Source organism: Neomesorhizobium albiziae (assembly GCF_900114255.1).
GTDB classification, from domain to species: domain Bacteria; phylum Pseudomonadota; class Alphaproteobacteria; order Rhizobiales; family Rhizobiaceae; genus Neomesorhizobium; species Neomesorhizobium albiziae.
In genome coordinates this window covers 67,646-86,555 of sequence record NZ_FOSL01000017.1, presented here as the reverse complement: position 1 = coordinate 86,555, position 18,910 = coordinate 67,646, and the positions used below count along the sequence as shown (strand labels likewise).

Genomic DNA, 18,910 nt, shown 5'->3' with positions numbered 1-18,910 from the left:
CATAGCGGACTTTTCCGCTTGCCCGGACCGGTCAGTCTTCTTCTCGCCGTCTCAGCGAGCCGGCGATGCGCACCACAAGGTCGGTCAACGTCGCTGGCTGGAACGAACCGACACCGATTCCTCCCGTCAGTTCCTCGCTGCCCGGCGGCAGGACTGCCTGTCCGAATCCCAGTTTTTCGGCCTCCTTGAGACGCTGTTGCGCATGCGCGACAGGCCTGATGGCGCCCGATAGGCTGATTTCGCCGAAATAGACGCAATCTGCAGGAAGGGCAAGGCCGGTGAGCGAGGAGAGGAGGGCAGCCGCCACGGCAAGGTCGGCCGCCGGCTCGGAAATGCGGTAGCCACCGGCGACGTTGAGATAGACGTCGTGGGTAGCAAAACGCACGCCGCAATGCGCCTCGAGCACCGCCAGGATCATGGCAAGCCGCGGGCTGTCCCAGCCTACGACTGCACGGCGGGGCGTGCCGAGCGGCGAGGGGGCGACGAGCGCCTGGATCTCGACCAGCACCGGCCGCGTGCCTTCCATGCCGGCAAACACCGCCGCACCCGGCGACTTGGCGTGGCGCTCGCCCAGGAACAGCTCCGATGGATTGGAAACTTCCCGCAACCCCTTGTCCGACATCTCGAAAACGCCGATCTCGTCGGTCGGGCCGAAGCGGTTCTTCACGGTGCGCAGGATGCGGTAGTGGTGGCCGCCTTCGCCTTCGAAATAGAGCACGGCGTCGACCATGTGCTCGACGACGCGCGGTCCGGCGATCTGGCCCTCCTTGGTGACGTGGCCGACCAGCACGACCGCAGCACCCGTCGACTTGGCGTAGCGGATGATCGCCTGCGCGGCCGCGCGCACCTGGGTGACGGTGCCCGGCGCCGAATCGGCCATGTCGGTCCATAGCGTCTGGATGGAATCGAGGATCATCAGGTCCGGCCGCTTGCCTTCGGCGATGGTGGCCAGGATGTCCTCGACATTGGTTTCGGCGGCAAGCTCGACGGCGGAGTTGGCGACGCCGAGTCGCTGTGCACGCAGCCGGATCTGGGCGACCGCTTCTTCGCCGGAGACATAGACGATGCGGTGGCCGCGCGCTGCGAGCGCGGCCGCGGCCTGCGTCAAAAGCGTCGACTTGCCGATGCCAGGATCGCCGCCCACCAGAAGCGCGGAACCGCGCACGAAACCGCCGCCGGTGGCGCGGTCAAGCTCGCCGATGCCCGACGCGATGCGCGGCGCATCCTCGATCTCGCCGGAAAGCGTCGTCAGCGCGACCGGCCGGCCCTTGCGCGGCGAGCGCATGCCCGTCGGGCCGCCGCCGATGCCGCCCGACGTGCCTTCCTCGACCAGCGTGTTCCACTCGCCGCAGGCATCGCACTTGCCGGCCCAGCGCGTGTGCACGGTGCCGCAATTCTGGCAGACGAACTGGATGCGGGTTTTAGCCATGGGCCTGCCGGACAAATTTTGAGATGTTCGTGGGACAGCGCCCCCCTCTGTCCTGCCGGACATCTCCCCCACAAGGGGGGAGATTGGCTTTCATTGACGCTTTCGCCAATCTCCAGTCCTTTAAGAGGTGCGCGGACCGCGAAGCTGCCGATCTCCCCCCTTGTGGGGGAGATGTCCGGCAGGACAGAGGGGGGCAACGTAAAGTGCTCACCTCGACAGGCGCTGCGAACAACACCCTACTCATACCGCTCCGGCAGGTGATGCTCTTCCGCCAGGTCGGAGAAGCGGGTGAATTCGCCGGTAAAGGCCAGCGAAACCGTGCCGGTGGGGCCGTGGCGCTGCTTGGCGATGATGACTTCGGCCTTGCCTCGCGCCTCGTTCATTTCGGCTTCCCACTTGAAATATTCCTCGGTGCCGGGCTTCGGCTCCTTGTTCTTGAGATAATATTCCTCGCGGTAGACGAAGATGACGACGTCGGCGTCCTGCTCGATCGAGCCGGATTCGCGAAGGTCGGAGAGCTGCGGGCGCTTGTCGTCGCGGCTTTCGACCTGACGCGACAGCTGCGACAGCGCGATGATCGGCACGCCGAGTTCCTTGGCCAGCGCCTTGAGGCCGGTGGTGATTTCGGTGATTTCCTGCACGCGGTTCTGCGACGATTTCGCGGAAGAGCCCTGCATCAGCTGGATATAGTCGATGACGATGACGTCGAGACCGCGCTGGCGCTTCAGGCGGCGGGCGCGCGCCGCGAGCTGGGCGATCGAGATGCCGCCTGTCGAATCGATGAACAGCGGGATCTTCTGCATCGTCTGCGAGCAGGCGACCAGTTTTTCGAAATCGAATTCGGTGATTTCGCCGCGCCTGATCTTCGAGGACGGGATTTCCGTCTGTTCGGAAATGATACGGGTGGCGAGCTGCTCCGACGACATTTCGAGCGAAAAGAAGCCGATGACGCCGCCATTGGCCGCCTTGAACGAACCGTCGGCCTGCTGCGCAGGTTCATAGGCGTGTGCGATGTTGAAGGCGATGTTGGTGACCAGCGAGGTCTTGCCCATGCCGGGACGGCCGGCCAGCACGATCAAGTCGGAGGGCTGCAGGCCGCCCATGCGCTTGTCGAGGTCGCGCAGGCCGGTCGAGATGCCGGAAAGATGGCCGTCGCGCATGAAGGCGGCGTTGGCCATGTCGACGGCGAGCTTCACCGCGTCGGTGAAGCTTTCGAAGCCGCCGTCGTAGCGGCCGGTCTCGGCCAGTTCGAACAGACGCCGTTCGGCATCCTCGATCTGCTCGGAGGGCGACATGTCGACGGGTGCGTCGTAGGCGATGTTGACCATGTCCTCGCCGACGGTGATCAGCGCGCGGCGCGTGGCGAGATCATAGACGGCGCGGCCGTAGTCGGCGGCGTTGATGATGGTGACGGCTTCGGCGGCGAGGCGGGCAAGATAATGCGCGACCGTCATGTCGCCGACCTTCTCGTCGGCGGGCAGGAAGGTTTTCAGGGTGACCGGATTGGCCATCTTGCCCATGCGGATGAGTTCCGCGGCCACCTCGAAGATCTTGCGGTGCAGGGGCTCGTAGAAATGTGCCGATTTCAGGAAATCGGAAACACGGTAAAAGGCGTCGTTGTTGACGAGGATGGCGCCGAGCAGTGCCTGCTCGGCCTCGATGTTGTTCGGCGCCTCCCGATAGAGCGGTTGCTCCGCGACGCCGATCTTGCGGATTGCTTCAGCCATCTTGTCCCCGATTCTCGATGCCGGCTTCTGGGTTAGCAGACCCTTGCAGCCGGGAGTCGCCGCATACTCGGCGAATTGTTCACTACGCCCACGATTCACAGAGTCGCGAAATCATCCACAGGACTGTATTCCCGTGGCCCGATTCTGGTTGACTAAGCAAGCTGCCGATTCTACTCGACCGTCAAGAACAAAGCAAGAACGATACTGGTGCTTGATGTGGCGTTTGGCGATTTCACACGTCGCGCGGCGCCAGCAGGATGATCGAAGCGCCGGCCACGCAGATCGCGGCGCCCGTCAGGTCCCAGCGGTCGGGCGCGACACCTTCGGCAAGCCACAGCCAGAGCAGCGAGGCGGCTATGTAGATGCCGCCATAGGCCGCGTAGGCGCGGCCGGCAGCATCTGTGTCGCTGAGCGTCAGAAGCCAGGCAAACAGCATGAGCGAGGCGATGCCCGGCACCAGCCACAGCGGCGATTTGTCGAGCCGCCACCAGGCCCAAAAAGCGAAACAGCCGGCGATCTCGGCAAGCGCCGCGGCAGCGAATATCGGATAGGTCATCGGGCCTCGCACAGGTTACGAAGCCCTTTTCGTCCGCCGCTGGCGCGGTTACAAGCCCCGCCGCGCTTCAGCCGGCGATCTTGCGGGTGCGTGGTCTAGCCGGCTTCGAGGCCGGCTGCCGGTGCGCCGTCTCGTGGATCGCCAGCGCCTTTTCGCATTGGCCGATGTAGTCGCGGGTCAGCGGCAGCGTATCGTTGCGGTGGGCGAGCTGGATCTGGAACACCATAAGGTCCTGCCAGCGGAAGGCTGCTTCCGACGCGGCCAGATAAACCTCCCACATGCGGCAGAAGCGTTCGTCATAGATCGCCTTGGCGCGTTCGCGGTTGGCCATGAAGCGTTCGCGCCAGTGTTTCAGCGTCTCGGCATAATGCAGCCGCAGGATTTCGACATCGGTGACCATCAGGCCGCTTCTTTCGATCGCCGGCAGCACCTCGGAGAGCGCAGGGATATAGCCGCCCGGGAAAATGTGCTTGCGAATGAACGGGTTGGTGGTGGTCGGCGGTCCTGTGCGGCCGATTGAATGCAGCACCATGACGCCGTCCGGCTTGAGCAGCGTCGCAGCCTTGTCGAAGAAGGCGCGGTAATAGTTGACGCCGACATGCTCGAACATGCCGACCGAGACGATGCGGTCGAAGCGCTCGGAGAGATCGCGATAGTCGCGCAGTTCGAAATGCACCTGGCCGTCCAGGCCTGCCTGGCGGGCGCGTTCGGTCGAAACCAGGTGCTGTTCGGTCGATAGTGTGACGCCGAGCACGTCCGCCTCGAACGACCGGGCGAGGTAGAGCCCGAGCCCGCCCCAGCCGGAACCGATGTCGAGCACCGTGTGGCCGGGCTTCGGCCGCAGCTTTGCGGCGATATGGCGTTTCTTGGCGGTCTGCGCCTCGTCGAGCGTCATGTCGGGGCGTTCAAAATAGGCACAGGAATACTGCATGTCCTCATCGAGGAAGAGCCGGTAGAGCTCGCCCGACAGGTCGTAGTGGTGGGCGACGTTCTTCTTCGCGCGGCCGGCCGTGTTGACCTGCTGCAACCGCCTGAGCGCCAGCCGCACCGCGTCGACCGCCCTTGTCCAGGCAGCGTCGATGTTGCCGGACTTGTCCATGTTCTGGAAGACGATGCGCAGGAGGCCGAACATGTCGCCTTCGACGACGTCGAGCTCTTCATCCATGAAGGCTTCAGGCAAGGCGAGTGTCGGGTCGAGCGTGATGGCGCGCTCGGCGCGCCTGGTCTTGACGACGATGTGGACGGGTTCGCCGCTGCCGTCGCCGAAGGTGTGGGAGACGCCGGAAGGGCCGGTGACTGTGAGGTTGCCTGTGCGGACGAGCCGCTCGACGACCGTTTTCAGGAATACGTTCATGCCAGAACCACTCCGCTCGCTGATGACAGTCCACAAGGACATGTGGTCAGGTCGCGCGATTTTTTAAATCGCGGGGCGAGGGAAAAGTTCCGTGGCACAACCAAAAGCCCGGACGTGGCCGCCCGGGCTTCTGGATTTTTCACACGCCGGCCATTCCGATCGGAATGGGGCCCTATCTACTCGTTCCGAGCATGATCTCTGTCCCCGTAAACCGCTACGCGCCCTACGGAATCATGCTTAAGGCCTGGGATCAGGCTTCGGCTTCGGCTTCTTCGTTGGGATCGAAGAAGTTGTCCGGGCGGGCGTTCTCGTTGATGTCGTCGCCGTAGATGGCTTCGGCCGTGGTCAGCGTCTCGCCCTTCGCCTGACGCTCGGCCTCGTCGGCGGTGCGGGCGATGTTGAGGGTGATGGTGACCTCGACTTCCGGGTGCAGCGCGACGGCCACGTTGGTCAGGCCGATCGCCTTGATCGGGTGGTTGAGCTCGATCTGGTTGCGGCTGACAGTGAAGCCTTCCGCGATCAGCAGGTCGGCGATGTCGCGGGTCGAGACCGAACCGTAGAGCTGGCCGGTTTCGCCGGCCGAACGGACGGCCACGAAGCTCTTGCCGTCGAGCTTGTCGGCGATCTGCTGGGCTTCCGACTTGCGCTCCAGGTTGCGGGCTTCGAGCTGCGCGCGCTGGCCTTCGAACTTCTTCTTGTTGGCTTCGTTGGCGCGCAGCGCCTTGCCCTTCGGCAGCAGGAAGTTGCGGGCGAAGCCGTCCTTGACCTTGACGGTGTCGCCCATCTGGCCGAGGCGGGAAATGCGTTCGAGAAGAATGACTTCCATCTCTTTGTTCCTTTCGTTGGCGGCGCTGGCCGCGAGAAAATCTGGAACAGGTCGGGAAGTGAAAGCGACGCTTTGGCGCCTGGTTTCGCTGTCCTGCCTGTCCGGGCAGTTAGGGGCCGCGGCCCCAACTCGGGTCTTAGATGCTCGCCCGGCCGCGCCCGTCCGCGGAGGGAGGTTCCGGTCCGGAGGGATAACCGCCCGGACCGGGTATCGAAAATTACTTCACCACGTAGGGCAGCAGGCCGAGGAAACGGGCGCGCTTGATCGCCTTGGCGAGTTCGCGCTGCTTCTTCTGGCTGACGGCGGTGATGCGCGACGGCACGATCTTGCCGCGCTCGGAAATGTAGCGCTGCAAAAGACGCACGTCCTTGTAGTCGATCTTCGGAGCGTTGGCGCCGGAGAACGGGCAGGTCTTGCGGCGGCGGTGGAACGGGCGCCGGGTCGGGATCTGATTGATGTCGACCATTATTCTGCACCCCCTTCAACTGCTTCGCGCGGACGGCGCGGGCCACGGTCTTCGCGGTCGCCGAACGAACGCGGGCCGCGATCGCCACGGTCGCGGTCGCCAAACGAGCGCGGGCCGCGATCACGGTCGCCGAAACCGCGATCGCCGCGGTCGGAACGCTCTTCGCGCTTCTGCATCATCGCGGACGCGCCTTCCTCGTGCTTCTCGACCTTGACGGTCATGAAGCGCAGCACGTCTTCCGAGAGGCCCATCTGGCGTTCCATCTCGTTGAGCGCTGCCGGCGGGCAGGTGAGGTCCATCAGCGTGTAGTAAGCCTTCCGGTTCTTGTTGACCCGGTAGGTGAGGGACTTCAGTCCCCAGTTCTCGACCCGGCCGACCGACCCGCCATTCGCTTCGATGACACCCTTGTACTGTTCGACAAGCGCGTCAACCTGCTGCTGCGAGAGGTCCTGACGGGCAAGAAACACATGTTCGTATAGAGCCATTGTCTTGCCTTTCTTCGTTTCTCTCCCGGTTCCCGGCGGCTAAAGCCTCTGCAACTTCTCTGATCCTTCGAGGGCCAAACAGCCTTCTCAGGAGAAGAAAGGAGCACGACGAGACGGTCGAGAGCGGAGACACGGGAGGCGGAAGCCTTCTTCGGCTTCGCGACGGCGGTTTTCCCAAGAGAAAACCTCCGGCCCTCCGTTCAGCCCCCAGCTGGGACCGGCAGATTGCGGCGGCTCTTACAGGGGAATGCGGGATATGGCAAGGGTGGCAGGCTCAAATACCCGATCCGTAGAGTTCCTCGGCATCGTCGCCCTCCCACGGCGCCGGCATTTCGGAGGCCTGGCCGGCATTTGGCTTGGGCAACGGCATCCAGCACCGCAGCTCCGGTTCGGCATAGCCTATGATGTGGCCCGGATGGGAATCGGCGGCGCGCCAGCCTTCTATGCCGAACTGGTCGGCGCGCGACCAGTAGGCCACGTCGATCTCCGCCGGGCCCTGTTCCGAAGAGCGCACCGTCACCAGGATGCGGCTGCCGTCCCTCGGTGCATTCTTCATGTGGCGCCACGGATTGGCTTCGTCCATTTCCAGACTCTCCCCTTACAATTCGGCATTGCGTCGGCCATCGCCAGCGCATGGTTTGCCTCGAAGTTAGGACAAGTCGGACGCCGGCGCCATGGCCGGCGTTCCCAATGCGGAGATAATGGTGGGGAGGTGTCTCCGGCCTTTCCAGGCCGGGCGCGCCGCGATGAAAAATCAGATGCGCTTGCCGTTCGATGCGATGCGCACCCGGTCGCCGCCATTGCCCGGCACCACGACCAGCTGCGTGACCTTGCCCTTCTTGAAGGCGTTGAGGAAGCGATTGTAATCCTTGAAGGCGACGCAGCCATGCGATTCCGCCCGGCCGCCGCGCAACAGGTAGCTGTGGGTCAGGAAACCGTCGCGGCCATGCTTGTTCTTGCCGTCGACCGGAAGCATGCGGATGGCCTCGACGCCATGGAAACGCTTTTCACGCATCTTGAGATTATAGGTGTGCGGCGGCGTCGGGCCGTTCATCTTGACGTGGGTATAGCGCGGGTTGTCCGCCATCTTGCCGATGCCGGAATGCGCTTCGAGCACGCTGCCGTCGGGCATGTAGACCTTGGCCGCGCTGATATCGTAGACGGCGACGCCGTTGCGGGCCTTCGGGCGGTTGAACAGGTTCCTGAAAGTCTGGCCAAACCCGCTGCCCGACTTTTCCTGCACGGGATCGTTGGGCCGCGCATAGGCGAGCTTCTGTTCTTTCTGGACGGGGCGAGGCGTGTTCTGGGCGGGCTTTGCCGCGGGCGCCTCCGGCTCATCCACTTCGGGAGCGGGCGCGGCGGTCTGCCCGAGACGCGGGCGCGGCGCCGGCAAAGGCACGCTGAACGGGGTGGTGTCCTCGGCATCCGGAAGGGCGATCATCTCGTCCGGGGATTCATCCGTGGCGGTCGCGCCTGCGCCCATCGGGGCAACCGCGGACAGCGCGTTCAGTGCGCTGGCCGTGCCGCTCGACGACGGGTCGGCATAGGCAAGGAGAACCGGTGGCAGTTCGCTGACCAGGTTCTGCGAGGCAAAACGTTCCGGCACAGGCACCACCGGCTCCTTGCGGGACGCCCGTGCGGATTTCGCCGTGGCCGGCTTGGTTGCGAACAGGCTTGCAAGCTTTGCCGGCGTCAACGCGGCCTGCTCGACCACCTTGTCGAAGCGTCCGTCGAGGGACGCATTCATTGCAGGCGCGGCGCTGGCGGCGATGTCGGATGGACGCGCGGTTCTTCCAGCCTTCGCGGCGGCGCCAGAGTCCGGATTCGGCTGCTGCTGTACTGCGGCGAGCCTCGGCGCCTTCGCCGGGTTCTGGCTTTCCGTAGCCAGCTGCCGGTTCGGCCGGTAGGCGGCGGCGACTAGGTGACGCCTCGATTTGTCAAAGGACAGGGACCTGGCATCAGTGGTCAGCGATGTGCCGGCATTGAGTATACTGTGACTGGCCCACACGGCTCCGCAAACAAAGGCGATGCAGAAGCCGGAGACCGAGAGCACAGACACAAGTCTGCCAAACGATTTTGAATGAATGCTACTCAGCACGCAGGCACCAATCATACGAATTCGGGCCAAGTCAGCCGGCAAGCCGCCAGGTGATTTCCTCAGTCTCCGAATTGTCCCCACTTGAACGTCGATGGGCAAAGAATGGGCAAATATGGTTAAATTTTGCTTTGCAGTCACCACTTGCGGCGCGGCGCGGCGTTCACGATGTCCTACAACTGGTCTTTGAGACGTGAATGCATCGTCGCCGGAGCAATCGTTACGGTGGCGCTTGGGGTAAAATTCTTGACCGAAACAACTCCCGCCAGCATTCTGCCCTGATCGGTTGCTCCCCGAGGATCATGCAATGCTGACTGCTGTAGTCGCTTTCCTCAACAAGGCGCTCGGGGTGGGGAGCGACAAGGACCCTTCGCAGATCAAGGCAATGCTTGCCGGCGTGGCCGGGGACGACTGGCTTGCCTTGAAGCGCCAGCAGGAGACGCTGCGGTTCGCCTATGTTTCCGCGGCGGAATCGCGCCCAACAAGCGGTCCTCAAAAGAATGGAAAGGACGGGCCGGACTGGGTTCAGTTCGATTGGCCCGACGAACACAGCGCCGAAGGGCGGGCCTGGCACAGCGTGAACTGGCGGTTCTATGCGAATGGGCTAATTACCGTTGCCGCCGATCTCAGTATTCCCGAGAGAAGCCTCGATTTTCACGACCTGCTTGGGCATCGCATCGAACTGCGTGACAAGACGGGCTTCCTGCTGGGCGTATGGCTGGCGGCCTTCGAAGTGCGCCATCGCGCCGGGCGCATGGCTTTCCAAAGCGCAATCGTCGACGATTTCGCGCCGCTGAAGCTGCACTTCGCGGAGATTGCCAAGGCCCAGACCGGGCAGTGGTTCAGGATCTGATAGCGCCGCTGGCGCTAGCCGACTGTTCCAGCAGCATTTTTCTGCGCTAGGTGACCCGTCTGCAATGCCCCTATTCGCGCTCGCCGAGGTCGCGCACCGCGCCGCGATCCGCCGAGGTGGCGAAGGCGGCGTAGGCCTTGAGTGCGGTCGTCACCTTGCGCTTGCGCTGCTCGGCCGGCTTCCAGCCCCTGGCGTCCTGCTCGGCGCGGCGGGCGGCGATTTCGGCTTCCTCGACGCGCAGCGAGATCGTCCGGTTGGGGATGTCGATGTCGATCATGTCGCCTTCGCGCACGATGCCGATGAGGCCGCCATTGGCGGCTTCCGGCGAGACGTGGCCGATTGAGAGACCCGAGGTGCCGCCGGAGAAGCGGCCGTCGGTGATGAGCGCGCAGGCTTTGCCCAGGCCCTTAGATTTCAGGTAGCTGGTCGGATAGAGCATTTCCTGCATGCCTGGGCCGCCCTTCGGCCCCTCATAGCGGATGACAACGACGTCGCCAGCCTTGATCTCGTTGGCAAGGATCGCCTTGACCGAGGAATCCTGGCTTTCGAAGACGCGGGCAGGGCCGGAGAATTTCAGGATCGATTCATCGACGCCGGCCGTCTTCACGATGCAGCCGTCGAGCGCGATGTTGCCCTTGAGGACGGCCAGGCCGCCATCCTTCGAGAAGGGGTGCTGCGCGTCGCGGATGACGCCCTTTTCGCGGTCGAGATCGAGTTCCTTCCAGCGCGCGCTCTGGCTGAACGCGACCTGCGTCGGCACGCCGCCGGGAGCCGCGCTGAACAGTTCGAGAGCTGCCGGGTTGTCGGTGACGGCGATATCCCATTTCGACAATGCCTCGCCAAGCGTGGCGGAATGCACGGTCGGCAGATCGACCCTCAGCAGGCCGGCGCGGTTCAGTTCGCCCAGAATGGCCATGATGCCGCCGGCCCGGTGCACGTCTTCCATGTGTACGTCCGATTTGGCGGGGGCGACCTTGGAAAGGCACGGAACCTTGCGCGACAGGCGGTCGATGTCGTCCATGGTGAAGTCGATTTCGCCTTCGTGCGCGGCGGCGAGGATATGGAGCACCGTGTTGGTCGAGCCGCCCATGGCGATATCGAGCGCCATGGCGTTTTCGAAAGCGCCCTTCGAGGCGATGGTGCGCGGCAAGGCCGTGGCGTCTTCGGCCTCATAGTAGCGCTTGGCCAGGCCGACGATGCGGCGGCCGGCTTCGAGGAACAGCTTTTCGCGATCCGAATGCGTTGCCAGGGTCGAGCCGTTGCCCGGCAGCGAGAGGCCGAGCGCTTCGGTGAGGCAGTTCATGGAGTTGGCGGTGAACATACCGGAGCAGGAGCCACAGGTCGGGCAGGCGGAGCGCTCGATCACCTTGACGTCCTCGTCCGACATCTTGTCGTCGGCGGCCGCCACCATGGCGTCGACCAGGTCGAGCGCGTGGGTCTTGCCGTCGGAGAGCACGACCTTGCCGGCTTCCATTGGGCCGCCCGAAACGAAGATCGTCGGGATGTTGAGGCGCAGCGACGCCATCAGCATGCCGGGGGTGATCTTGTCGCAGTTGGAAATGCAGACCATCGCGTCGGCGCAGTGCGCGTTGACCATGTATTCGACGCTGTCGGCGATCAGTTCGCGCGACGGCAGCGAATAGAGCATGCCGTCATGGCCCATGGCGATGCCGTCATCGACGGCAATCGTGTTGAATTCCTTGGCGACGCCGCCGTTCGCCTCGATCTCGCGGGCAACCAGCTGGCCGAGATCTTTCAGGTGAACGTGGCCCGGAACGAACTGGGTGAACGAGTTCACCACCGCGATGATGGGCTTGCCGAAGTCGCTGTCCTTCATGCCCGTGGCGCGCCAGAGGCCGCGCGCGCCCGCCATGTTGCGGCCGTGGGTGGTGGTGCGGGAGCGATAGGCGGGCATGGCTGTTCCTGTTGAAGCGGCGGCTGTCACGAGATGGCTGTCGTGCCATCTAAAGCATTTTGCAGCCAGGTGAAATCACCTGGCGTCGCACAAATGCGGCTAAACAAGCGGATAGAGCGGAATGCCCGGTTCAATCGGATCGCATTCCGCTCTGATCGCATTCCGCTCTAAAGGAAAAGAGCGCGCGCGTCACGCCCCGGGGAATGGGCCAGTTGCCAACCGCCTCTGTGCAGTTCCGGCCGGTCTGCGTTTCGTCCGGGCTGACGGGCCGGCGCCATCGCCCTTGACACATCTCCCTTGCTTGCCGCACAGGCTTGCCCAATCAGAAGCGGCGGAGATGTCGAAAATGTCGATCGCATTCACCTTTCCGGGGCAGGGCAGCCAGGCCGTCGGCATGGGCAAGGATCTGGCGGACGCGTTTCCCGAAGCGCGCGCCGTCTTCCAGGAGGTCGACGATGCGCTTGGCGAAAACCTGTCGCAGGTCATGTGGGAGGGGCCCGAGGAAACGCTGACACTCACCGCCAACGCGCAGCCGGCGCTGATGGCGGTATCGCTGGCAGCCTTGCGGGCGCTCGAAGCGCGCGGTTTCTCTCTGAGGGACAAGGTTTCTTATGTGGCCGGCCATTCGCTCGGCGAATATTCCGCCCTTGCGGCGGCCGGAACGTTTTCGATCGCCGATACCGCGCGGCTGCTGCGCATCCGCGGCAACGCCATGCAGGCTGCGGTGCCGGTCGGCGAAGGCGCCATGGCGGCCGTCATCGGCCTCGAACAGGCGGATGTGGAGGCGGCCTGCGCGGAAGCCGCGCAGCAATCGCCCTGCCAGATCGCCAATGACAATGGCGGCGGGCAACTGGTGATTTCGGGCGCCAAGGCGGGCGTCGAACTGGCGGGGCAATTGTGCACGGCCAAGGGCGCCAAGCGGGTGATCATGCTGCCGGTTTCGGCGCCGTTCCATTCGGCGCTCATGGCGCCGGCGGCGGAGGCCATGCGCAAGGCGCTGGCGGAGGTAACGAAAAACCCGCCGATCGTGCCGGTGGTCGCCAACGTGGTCGTGCAGCCGCTGACCGACGTCGAGGAGATCACCGCGCGCCTGGTCGAGCAGGTGACCGGCCGCGTGCGCTGGCGCGAGACGGTGGAGTGGTTGGGCCAGAACGGCGTTACGACGCTCTATGAAGTGGGCTCCGGCAAGGTTCTGTCGGGCCTGGCGCGGCGCATCAACCGAGACATCGCGACGGTTTCGGTGAACTTGCCGGCGGATGTCGAGGCAGCCCTGGCGGCGCTGTGATCTGCGTCGGTTGCGGAAACCGGAGCTGTGCGATACATTGAATACACGTATCGCATCGAGGATTTTTGAGATGCCTACATCCATTCGTCTGTCGCAAGAAACCGAAACGCGTCTGAACACGCTCGCGCAACGCACCGGCCGCACCAAGGCCTATTATCTGCGCGAACTGGTCGAGCGCGGCCTGGAAGACCTCGAGGATTATTACCTCGCCGTGGAAGTCATGGAGCGCATACGCCGTGGCGAGGAGGATGTGCTGACTTCCGAGGAAGCTTGGCGTGGCCTGGACGATTGAGTACTCGCGAACCGCCCGCAAATTCTTCGAGAAAACGGATTCACGGACGCGCCGGCAAATCAGGGATTTCTGCGAGGTGCGCCTGGCGGCACTTGACGACCCGCGTGGCCTTGGAAAGGCATTGAAAGGTCAACTGGGCAATTTCTGGGGCTATCGGTCGGGTGATATGCGCATCATCTGCGATATCCAGGACAAAAAGCTCGTCATTCTTGTTGTCGCGATTGGAAATCGGCGGGACGTATACAGATAGCCGATTGAAGGAAAAGGTTTCACAGATGTTCGATTTGACTGGAAAGAAGGCGCTTGTAACCGGGGCCTCGGGCGGCATCGGCGAGGCGATCGCGCGCATCCTGCATGCACAGGGCGCGGTGGTCGGGTTGCATGGCACGCGGGTGGAGAAGCTCGAGGCGCTGGCAGGCGAACTCGGCGACCGGGTGAAGCTGTTCCCCGCGAACCTGGCCAATCGCGACGAGGTCAAGGCGCTGGGCCAGAAGGCCGAAGCCGATCTCGAAGGCGTCGATATCCTGGTCAACAATGCCGGCATCACCAAGGATGGCCTGTTCGTGCGCATGTCCGACGACGACTGGGACCAGGTGATCGAGGTCAACCTGACGGCGGTGTTCCGCCTTACCCGCGAGTTGACGCACCCGATGATGCGCCGCCGCTATGGCCGCATCGTCAACATCACCTCGGTGGTCGGCGTCACGGGCAATCCGGGCCAGGCCAACTATTGCGCGTCGAAGGCCGGCATGATCGGCTTTTCCAAGTCGCTGGCGCAGGAAATCGCCACACGCAACGTCACCGTCAACTGTGTGGCGCCGGGCTTCATCGAATCGGCGATGACCGGCAAGCTGAACGACAAGCAGAAAGAGGCCATCATGGGCGCCATCCCGATGAAGCGGATGGGCACGGGCGACGAAGTGGCTTCCGCGGTGGCTTATCTCGCCTCCAATGAAGCCGGCTACGTGACCGGCCAGACCATTCATGTGAACGGCGGCATGGCAATGATCTGAAATGAGGCGGGAAAAGCCGGCGTTTCGCCTTGGACGCAACGGTTTTTTCGTGTAATGCGGCCCGCAAGCTGGTGTTTCGGGGCCATGATGGCCGCGCAACACCGATCCGCGTTCGCGGAAATCTTTCAGCTTGATTAGCGGCAATCGGGCCGCTAACGAAGACAAATTAACAGAGACGAGGGTTCCCCCATGAGCGATACCGCAGAACGCGTCAAGAAAATCGTTGTCGAGCATCTTGGCGTGGAAGCCGACAAGGTCACCGAAGCTGCGAGCTTCATCGATGACCTTGGCGCAGATAGCTTGGACACGGTCGAGCTCGTGATGGCGTTCGAAGAAGAGTTCGGCGTCGAAATCCCGGATGACGCGGCCGAGACCATCCTCACCGTCGGCGACGCGGTGAAGTACATCGACAAGGCTTCGGCCTGACGCTTTCCCGCATTCATCCGGCATTCGAGAACCTGCGATGAGGCGTGTAGTCGTCACCGGCATGGGTTTGCTCTCCCCGTTTGGGGTGGGTGTCGAGCACGGATGGAAGAGCATCCTGTCGGGCAGAAGTGCTGCCCGGCGGGTTACCGAATTCGAAGTCGACGACCTGCCGTGCAAGATCGCGCACGTCATCCCGCGCGGCGACGGCAGCAACAATACCTTCAATCCCGAAGCGGTCCTTCAACCCAAGGAACTGCGCAAGATCGGCGATTTCATCCTCTACGGCATTGCCGCGGCCGACGAGGCGCTGGCCGATTCCGGTTGGAAGCCGCAGACTGAGGAAGATCGTTGCGCCACCGGCGTGATGATCGGCTCCGGAATCGGCGGCATCGAGGGCATTTCCCAGCAGGCGCTGATCCTGCACGAGCGCGGCCCGCGCCGCGTCAGCCCCTTCTTCATTCCAGGCAACATCATCAACCTGGTGTCGGGCCAGGTGTCGATCCGGCACGGCCTGAAAGGCCCGAATCACGCCGTGGTGACGGCCTGTTCGACCGGCGCCCATGCCATCGGCGACGCGGCCCGGCTGATCATCTTCGGCGATGCCGACGTGATGGTGGCCGGCGGCGCGGAATCGCCGGTGACGCGGCTGTCGCTTGCCGGCTTTGCCGCCTGCCGCGCGCTGTCGACCGACCGAAACGACACGCCCGAGCAGGCGTCGCGCCCCTACGACCGCGACCGCGACGGCTTCGTCATGGGCGAGGGCGCCGGCGTCGTGGTTCTGGAAGAACTCGAGCACGCCAAGGCGCGCGGCGCCAAGATTTATGCCGAAGTCACCGGCTATGGCCTGACCGGCGATGCCTATCACATTACCGCACCGGCGGAGGACGGCGACGGCGCCTACCGCTGCATGGTGGCGGCGCTGAAGCGTGCCAAACTGGCGCCCGCCGATGTCGACTACATCAACGCGCATGGCACCTCGACCATGGCCGACACGATCGAACTGGGCGCCGTCGAGCGGCTGGTCGGCAACGCGGCGTCGAAAATCTCGATGTCGTCGACCAAATCCGCCATCGGCCACCTGCTCGGTGCGGCGGGTGCGGCGGAAGCGATCTTTTCCATCCTCGCCATCCGCGACAACATCGCGCCGCCGACGATCAACCTGGACAATCCCGCCGTCGAGACGGCGATCGACCTCGTGCCGCACAAGCCGCGCCAGCGCCAGGTCGATGTCGCGCTGTCCAATTCCTTCGGATTCGGCGGCACCAATGCCTCGCTGGTCTTCCAGCGCTATAACGGCTGAGCCGCGCCGCAAGGCGCCTTTGCCGTGAATTTTGCCAAATTCGCCTATAGTCTCTCGGCGGGACTCATCGAAAGAGAAAGTGCTGTGGGAAGATGAACACCACTCCGGCAAACCAGGGCGATTTAGGCCCGCGCACCACGCCTCCGCCTCCGATCGTCCCCAAATCGGCCAGCGAGGCGCTGCGGCCGGAAACCGGAACGCCACCGCCGGCCAAGGCCAGGCGCTCCAAGCAATCGCGCAACCAGTTCGTGGTCTTCCTCAACTTCCTGATGTCGGCGATCATGCTGGTGACGCTGGCCGCCGCCGTCACCGTCTATTTCGGCAAGCGCTCGTTCGAGGCTGCCGGCCCGACGGCGACCAACACGACTTTCGAGGTCAAGCCGAGCACCGGCGTTGCGGAAATCGGCGAGCAGCTGGAGCGGCGCGGCCTGATCACTGACGCGCGCGTGTTCCAGGTGGGCGTTCGCGCCTATGGCAACAACGCGTCTTTGAAGGCCGGTGAATACGAAATCAAGGCCGGCGCCTCCATGCATGACATCATGGAAATACTGAAGAGCGGCAAGTCGATCCTCTATTCGCTGACCGTGCCGGAAGGGCTGACGGTCGCGCAGGCCTGGCAGCGTATTGCCGAAAATGACGCGCTGAGCGGCGAGATGCCGGCGACGATGCCGACGGAAGGCACGCTTGCCGCCGATACGATGCGCTTCACGCGCGGCACGCCGCGCCAGCAGGTGGTCGACAAGATGCTGGCCGACCAGAAAAAGCTGGTTCAGGAGATCTGGGACCGTCGCGTCGACGGCCTGCCGCTCGCCAGCGTCGACGAATTCGTCACTCTGGCCTCGATCGTCGAGAAGGAAACCGGCCGCGGCGACGAGCGCTCGCGGGTTGCCGCCGTCTTCATCAACCGGCTGAACAAGAAGATGCGGCTGCAGTCCGACCCAACCATCATCTACGGGCTGTTCGGCGGGCAGGGCAAACCCTCGGACCGCCCGATCCTACAGTCCGACATCGACAAGCCGACGCCTTACAACACCTATGTCATCAACGGCTTGCCGCCGACGCCGATCGCCAATCCGGGCAAGGCCGCATTGGAGGCGGTTGCCAACCCGTCGCAGACGAACGACCTTTACTTCGTCGCGGATGGCACGGGCGGACATGTTTTCGCCGCGACGCTGGACGAGCACAACGCCAATGTGGCGCGCTACCGCGCCTTCGAGAAGAAACAGGCTGAGGAAGCCGCCAAGCCCGCCGGTGGCAACGGGGAGCCGGCACCCGCGCAGCAATAGCGGCGGGTCAGCGAGCGGGGGGAACATCGACCATGGCTTTGCAGAGCATGACCGGCTTTGCACGGTCGTCCGCCAGCGAGGCGGGCGCCGTGATTGCGTGGGAAATCAAATCGGTGAACGGCAAGGGTGTCGAGGCGCGGCTGCGTCTGCCGCCCGGTTTCGAGCGGATCGAGGCGCCGGCCCGGCAGGCAATCCAGAAGCGTTTTTCCCGAGGCAACATCCAGGCGGCGCTGACCGTCGTCAAAGTCGGCCTGCAGATGCAGCCGGTCGTGAACGAAGTTTTCCTCAAGGACCTGGCGGGGCTGGCCAAGCGCCTGGAGGAACAGTTCGGCGTGACGCCGCCGAGCGCGGACGGGCTGCTCGCCCTGCGCGGGGTCCTCGAACTGCCTGAAACGATCGAGGATGAAGAGACGCGTGCGGCCACAGACACCGTTGTCTTTGCCGCGCTCGAGAGCGCGCTGACCGACCTGGAGCAGGCGCGGTTGGCCGAGGGAGCCGCCCTCGGCGACTTGCTTTCCGGCCACCTCGATACGATCGAACTGCTCACACACCGCGCCGAGATCGACCCCTCGCGCGAACCGGCGATGATCCGCGAACGCATCGCCGAGCAGGTGCGCCTCCTGATGGACGCCAGCGCCAATCTGGACGAACAGCGGCTGCACATGGAAGCCGCGTTCCTGGCTACCAAGGCCGATATCCGCGAGGAGATCGACCGGCTGAAAACGCATATCGCTTCGGCGCGCAAGCTGCTTGCAGGCGGCGGCCCGATCGGCCGCAAGCTCGATTTTCTCTCGCAGGAATTCAACCGCGAATCGAATACGCTGTGTTCGAAGTCGAATGCCGCCGCCGTCACCGCCGCCGGGTTGGAATTGAAGGCTGTCGTCGACCAGTTTCGCGAGCAGGTCCAGAATCTGGAGTGACGAATGACCGCCCAAGACGCATCCGCCGCCATCCGCCGCCGCGGCCTGATGCTGGTTCTCTCGTCGCCGTCCGGTGCCGGTAAATCGACCATCGCGCGCAATCTTCTGGAAGAGAAGGAACTCGGCCTCGCCCTTTCGGTGAGCGTGACGACACGTGCGCGTCGGCCGAGCGAGATCGACGGCATCCACTACCACTTCGTGTCGACCAAGGAGTTCGAGCGGCTGCGCGACACGGATGCCTTGCTCGAATGGGCCGAAGTGCATGGCAATTTATACGCCACGCCGCGCGAGCCGGTGGAGAAGGCGATGGCCGAAGGCCGCGACATGCTGTTCGACATCGACTGGCAGGGAGCCCTGCAGTTGAAGGAAAAGATGCGGGCCGACATCGTCTCGATCTTCATCCTGCCGCCGTCGATGAAAGAGCTGAAAGCGCGGCTGAAGCGGCGTGCGGAAGACCAGGAAGCAGTCATCGCGACGCGGCTGAACAATGCGCGCGTCGAGATCGAGCACTGGCGCGACTACGATTTCATCATCGTCAACGACGATCTCGACCGTGCCTATAGCGAGGTGCGCGCCATGGTGACGGCGGAGCGGCTGCGTCGCGACCGCCGGCCGGGCCTGTTCGATTTCGTCTCCGGCCTGCTCGACGAGAAGGTGGTTTAAGGGCAGGGAATGCGCGGGC

At 63.9% G+C, this 18,910-nt stretch carries 20 protein-coding genes; 10 read left to right on the top strand and 10 right to left on the bottom strand.

Translation table 11 applies throughout. The annotated features are described in order from the left end of the window. Window positions 1–31 precede the first annotated feature (31 nt). The 9 genes from radA to F3H98_RS22215 form a co-directional block, all read right to left on the bottom strand. Window positions 32–1,429: a DNA repair protein RadA gene (radA, locus tag F3H98_RS22255; protein ID WP_149762528.1), complete on the bottom strand. Its 1,398-nt coding sequence runs from the start codon at window positions 1,427–1,429 to the stop codon at window positions 32–34. 236 nt (window positions 1,430–1,665) lie between these two features. Then, window positions 1,666–3,156 carry a replicative DNA helicase gene (locus F3H98_RS22250; protein WP_149762527.1) on the bottom strand — a complete coding sequence of 497 codons (1,491 nt, stop codon included), beginning with the start codon at window positions 3,154–3,156 and terminating at the stop codon, window positions 1,666–1,668. Between the two features lie 232 nt (window positions 3,157–3,388). Continuing rightward, a complete protein-coding gene (locus F3H98_RS22245; protein ID WP_149762526.1) occupies window positions 3,389–3,712 on the bottom strand; it encodes a YnfA family protein in 324 nt (107 codons plus the stop codon). A gap of 67 nt (window positions 3,713–3,779) precedes the next feature. Continuing rightward, window positions 3,780–5,066, bottom strand: coding sequence for a cyclopropane fatty acid synthase (locus F3H98_RS22240; RefSeq protein ID WP_149762525.1), 1,287 nt, complete (start codon window positions 5,064–5,066; stop codon window positions 3,780–3,782). A 250-nt stretch (window positions 5,067–5,316) separates the two neighbouring features. After that, window positions 5,317–5,892 (bottom strand): 50S ribosomal protein L9, encoded by a 576-nt coding sequence (gene rplI, locus F3H98_RS22235; RefSeq protein WP_149762524.1) that lies wholly within the window; start codon window positions 5,890–5,892, stop codon window positions 5,317–5,319. A gap of 217 nt (window positions 5,893–6,109) precedes the next feature. Beyond that, a complete protein-coding gene (gene rpsR / locus F3H98_RS22230) occupies window positions 6,110–6,358 on the bottom strand; it encodes a 30S ribosomal protein S18 (RefSeq protein ID WP_019170551.1) in 249 nt (82 codons plus the stop codon). Beyond that, a complete protein-coding gene (gene rpsF, locus F3H98_RS22225) occupies window positions 6,358–6,843 on the bottom strand; it encodes a 30S ribosomal protein S6 (RefSeq protein WP_149762523.1) in 486 nt (161 codons plus the stop codon). The genes rpsR and rpsF overlap by 1 nt, the downstream gene beginning before the upstream one ends. Before the next feature lie 274 nt (window positions 6,844–7,117). Further along, window positions 7,118–7,426, bottom strand: a complete 309-nt coding sequence (locus tag F3H98_RS22220) for a hypothetical protein (protein WP_149762522.1) — start codon at window positions 7,424–7,426, stop codon at window positions 7,118–7,120. Between the two features lie 171 nt (window positions 7,427–7,597). Next, the gene (locus tag F3H98_RS22215) at window positions 7,598–8,902 is read right to left on the bottom strand and encodes a tlde1 domain-containing protein (protein ID WP_244621845.1); all 1,305 of its coding nucleotides are present in this window, start codon (window positions 8,900–8,902) and stop codon (window positions 7,598–7,600) included. 343 nt (window positions 8,903–9,245) lie between these two features. Between F3H98_RS22215 and F3H98_RS22210 the strand changes: the two genes are divergently transcribed. Next, a complete protein-coding gene (locus F3H98_RS22210) occupies window positions 9,246–9,791 on the top strand; it encodes an HU family DNA-binding protein (RefSeq protein ID WP_149762520.1) in 546 nt (181 codons plus the stop codon). Between the two features lie 70 nt (window positions 9,792–9,861). On the opposite strand, the gene ilvD is transcribed toward F3H98_RS22210, so the two are convergent. Next, a complete protein-coding gene (gene ilvD, locus F3H98_RS22205) occupies window positions 9,862–11,706 on the bottom strand; it encodes a dihydroxy-acid dehydratase (RefSeq protein WP_149762519.1) in 1,845 nt (614 codons plus the stop codon). A gap of 346 nt (window positions 11,707–12,052) precedes the next feature. Here ilvD and fabD point away from each other — a divergent pair, with 346 nt between their 5' ends. The 9 genes from fabD to gmk all read left to right on the top strand — a co-directional run bounded on the left by fabD (window position 12,053) and on the right by gmk (window position 18,891). Beyond that, complete coding sequence (fabD, locus tag F3H98_RS22200; protein WP_149762518.1) at window positions 12,053–12,991, top strand: ACP S-malonyltransferase; 939 nt, start codon at window positions 12,053–12,055, stop codon at window positions 12,989–12,991. Window positions 12,992–13,061: 70 nt separating this feature from the next. Continuing rightward, entirely contained in the window at window positions 13,062–13,283 is a 222-nt protein-coding gene (gene relB, locus F3H98_RS22195) for a type II toxin-antitoxin system RelB family antitoxin (protein ID WP_149762517.1), read from the top strand. Continuing rightward, window positions 13,267–13,533, top strand: a complete 267-nt coding sequence (locus tag F3H98_RS22190) for a type II toxin-antitoxin system RelE family toxin (protein ID WP_149762516.1) — start codon at window positions 13,267–13,269, stop codon at window positions 13,531–13,533. The genes relB and F3H98_RS22190 overlap by 17 nt, the downstream gene beginning before the upstream one ends. Window positions 13,534–13,558: 25 nt before the next feature. Then, complete coding sequence (gene fabG / locus F3H98_RS22185) at window positions 13,559–14,296, top strand: 3-oxoacyl-[acyl-carrier-protein] reductase (RefSeq protein WP_149762515.1); 738 nt, start codon at window positions 13,559–13,561, stop codon at window positions 14,294–14,296. A gap of 189 nt (window positions 14,297–14,485) precedes the next feature. After that, a complete protein-coding gene (locus F3H98_RS22180; protein ID WP_019170544.1) occupies window positions 14,486–14,722 on the top strand; it encodes an acyl carrier protein in 237 nt (78 codons plus the stop codon). Between the two features lie 37 nt (window positions 14,723–14,759). Next, complete coding sequence (fabF, locus tag F3H98_RS22175) at window positions 14,760–16,022, top strand: beta-ketoacyl-ACP synthase II (protein WP_149762514.1); 1,263 nt, start codon at window positions 14,760–14,762, stop codon at window positions 16,020–16,022. A gap of 92 nt (window positions 16,023–16,114) precedes the next feature. Continuing rightward, window positions 16,115–17,308 (top strand): endolytic transglycosylase MltG, encoded by a 1,194-nt coding sequence (gene mltG / locus F3H98_RS22170; RefSeq protein ID WP_149762513.1) that lies wholly within the window; start codon window positions 16,115–16,117, stop codon window positions 17,306–17,308. A gap of 32 nt (window positions 17,309–17,340) precedes the next feature. Continuing rightward, a complete protein-coding gene (locus tag F3H98_RS22165; RefSeq protein WP_149762512.1) occupies window positions 17,341–18,228 on the top strand; it encodes a YicC/YloC family endoribonuclease in 888 nt (295 codons plus the stop codon). A gap of 3 nt (window positions 18,229–18,231) precedes the next feature. After that, entirely contained in the window at window positions 18,232–18,891 is a 660-nt protein-coding gene (gene gmk / locus F3H98_RS22160) for a guanylate kinase (protein WP_149762511.1), read from the top strand. The last annotated feature ends 19 nt before the right edge of the window (window positions 18,892–18,910 follow it).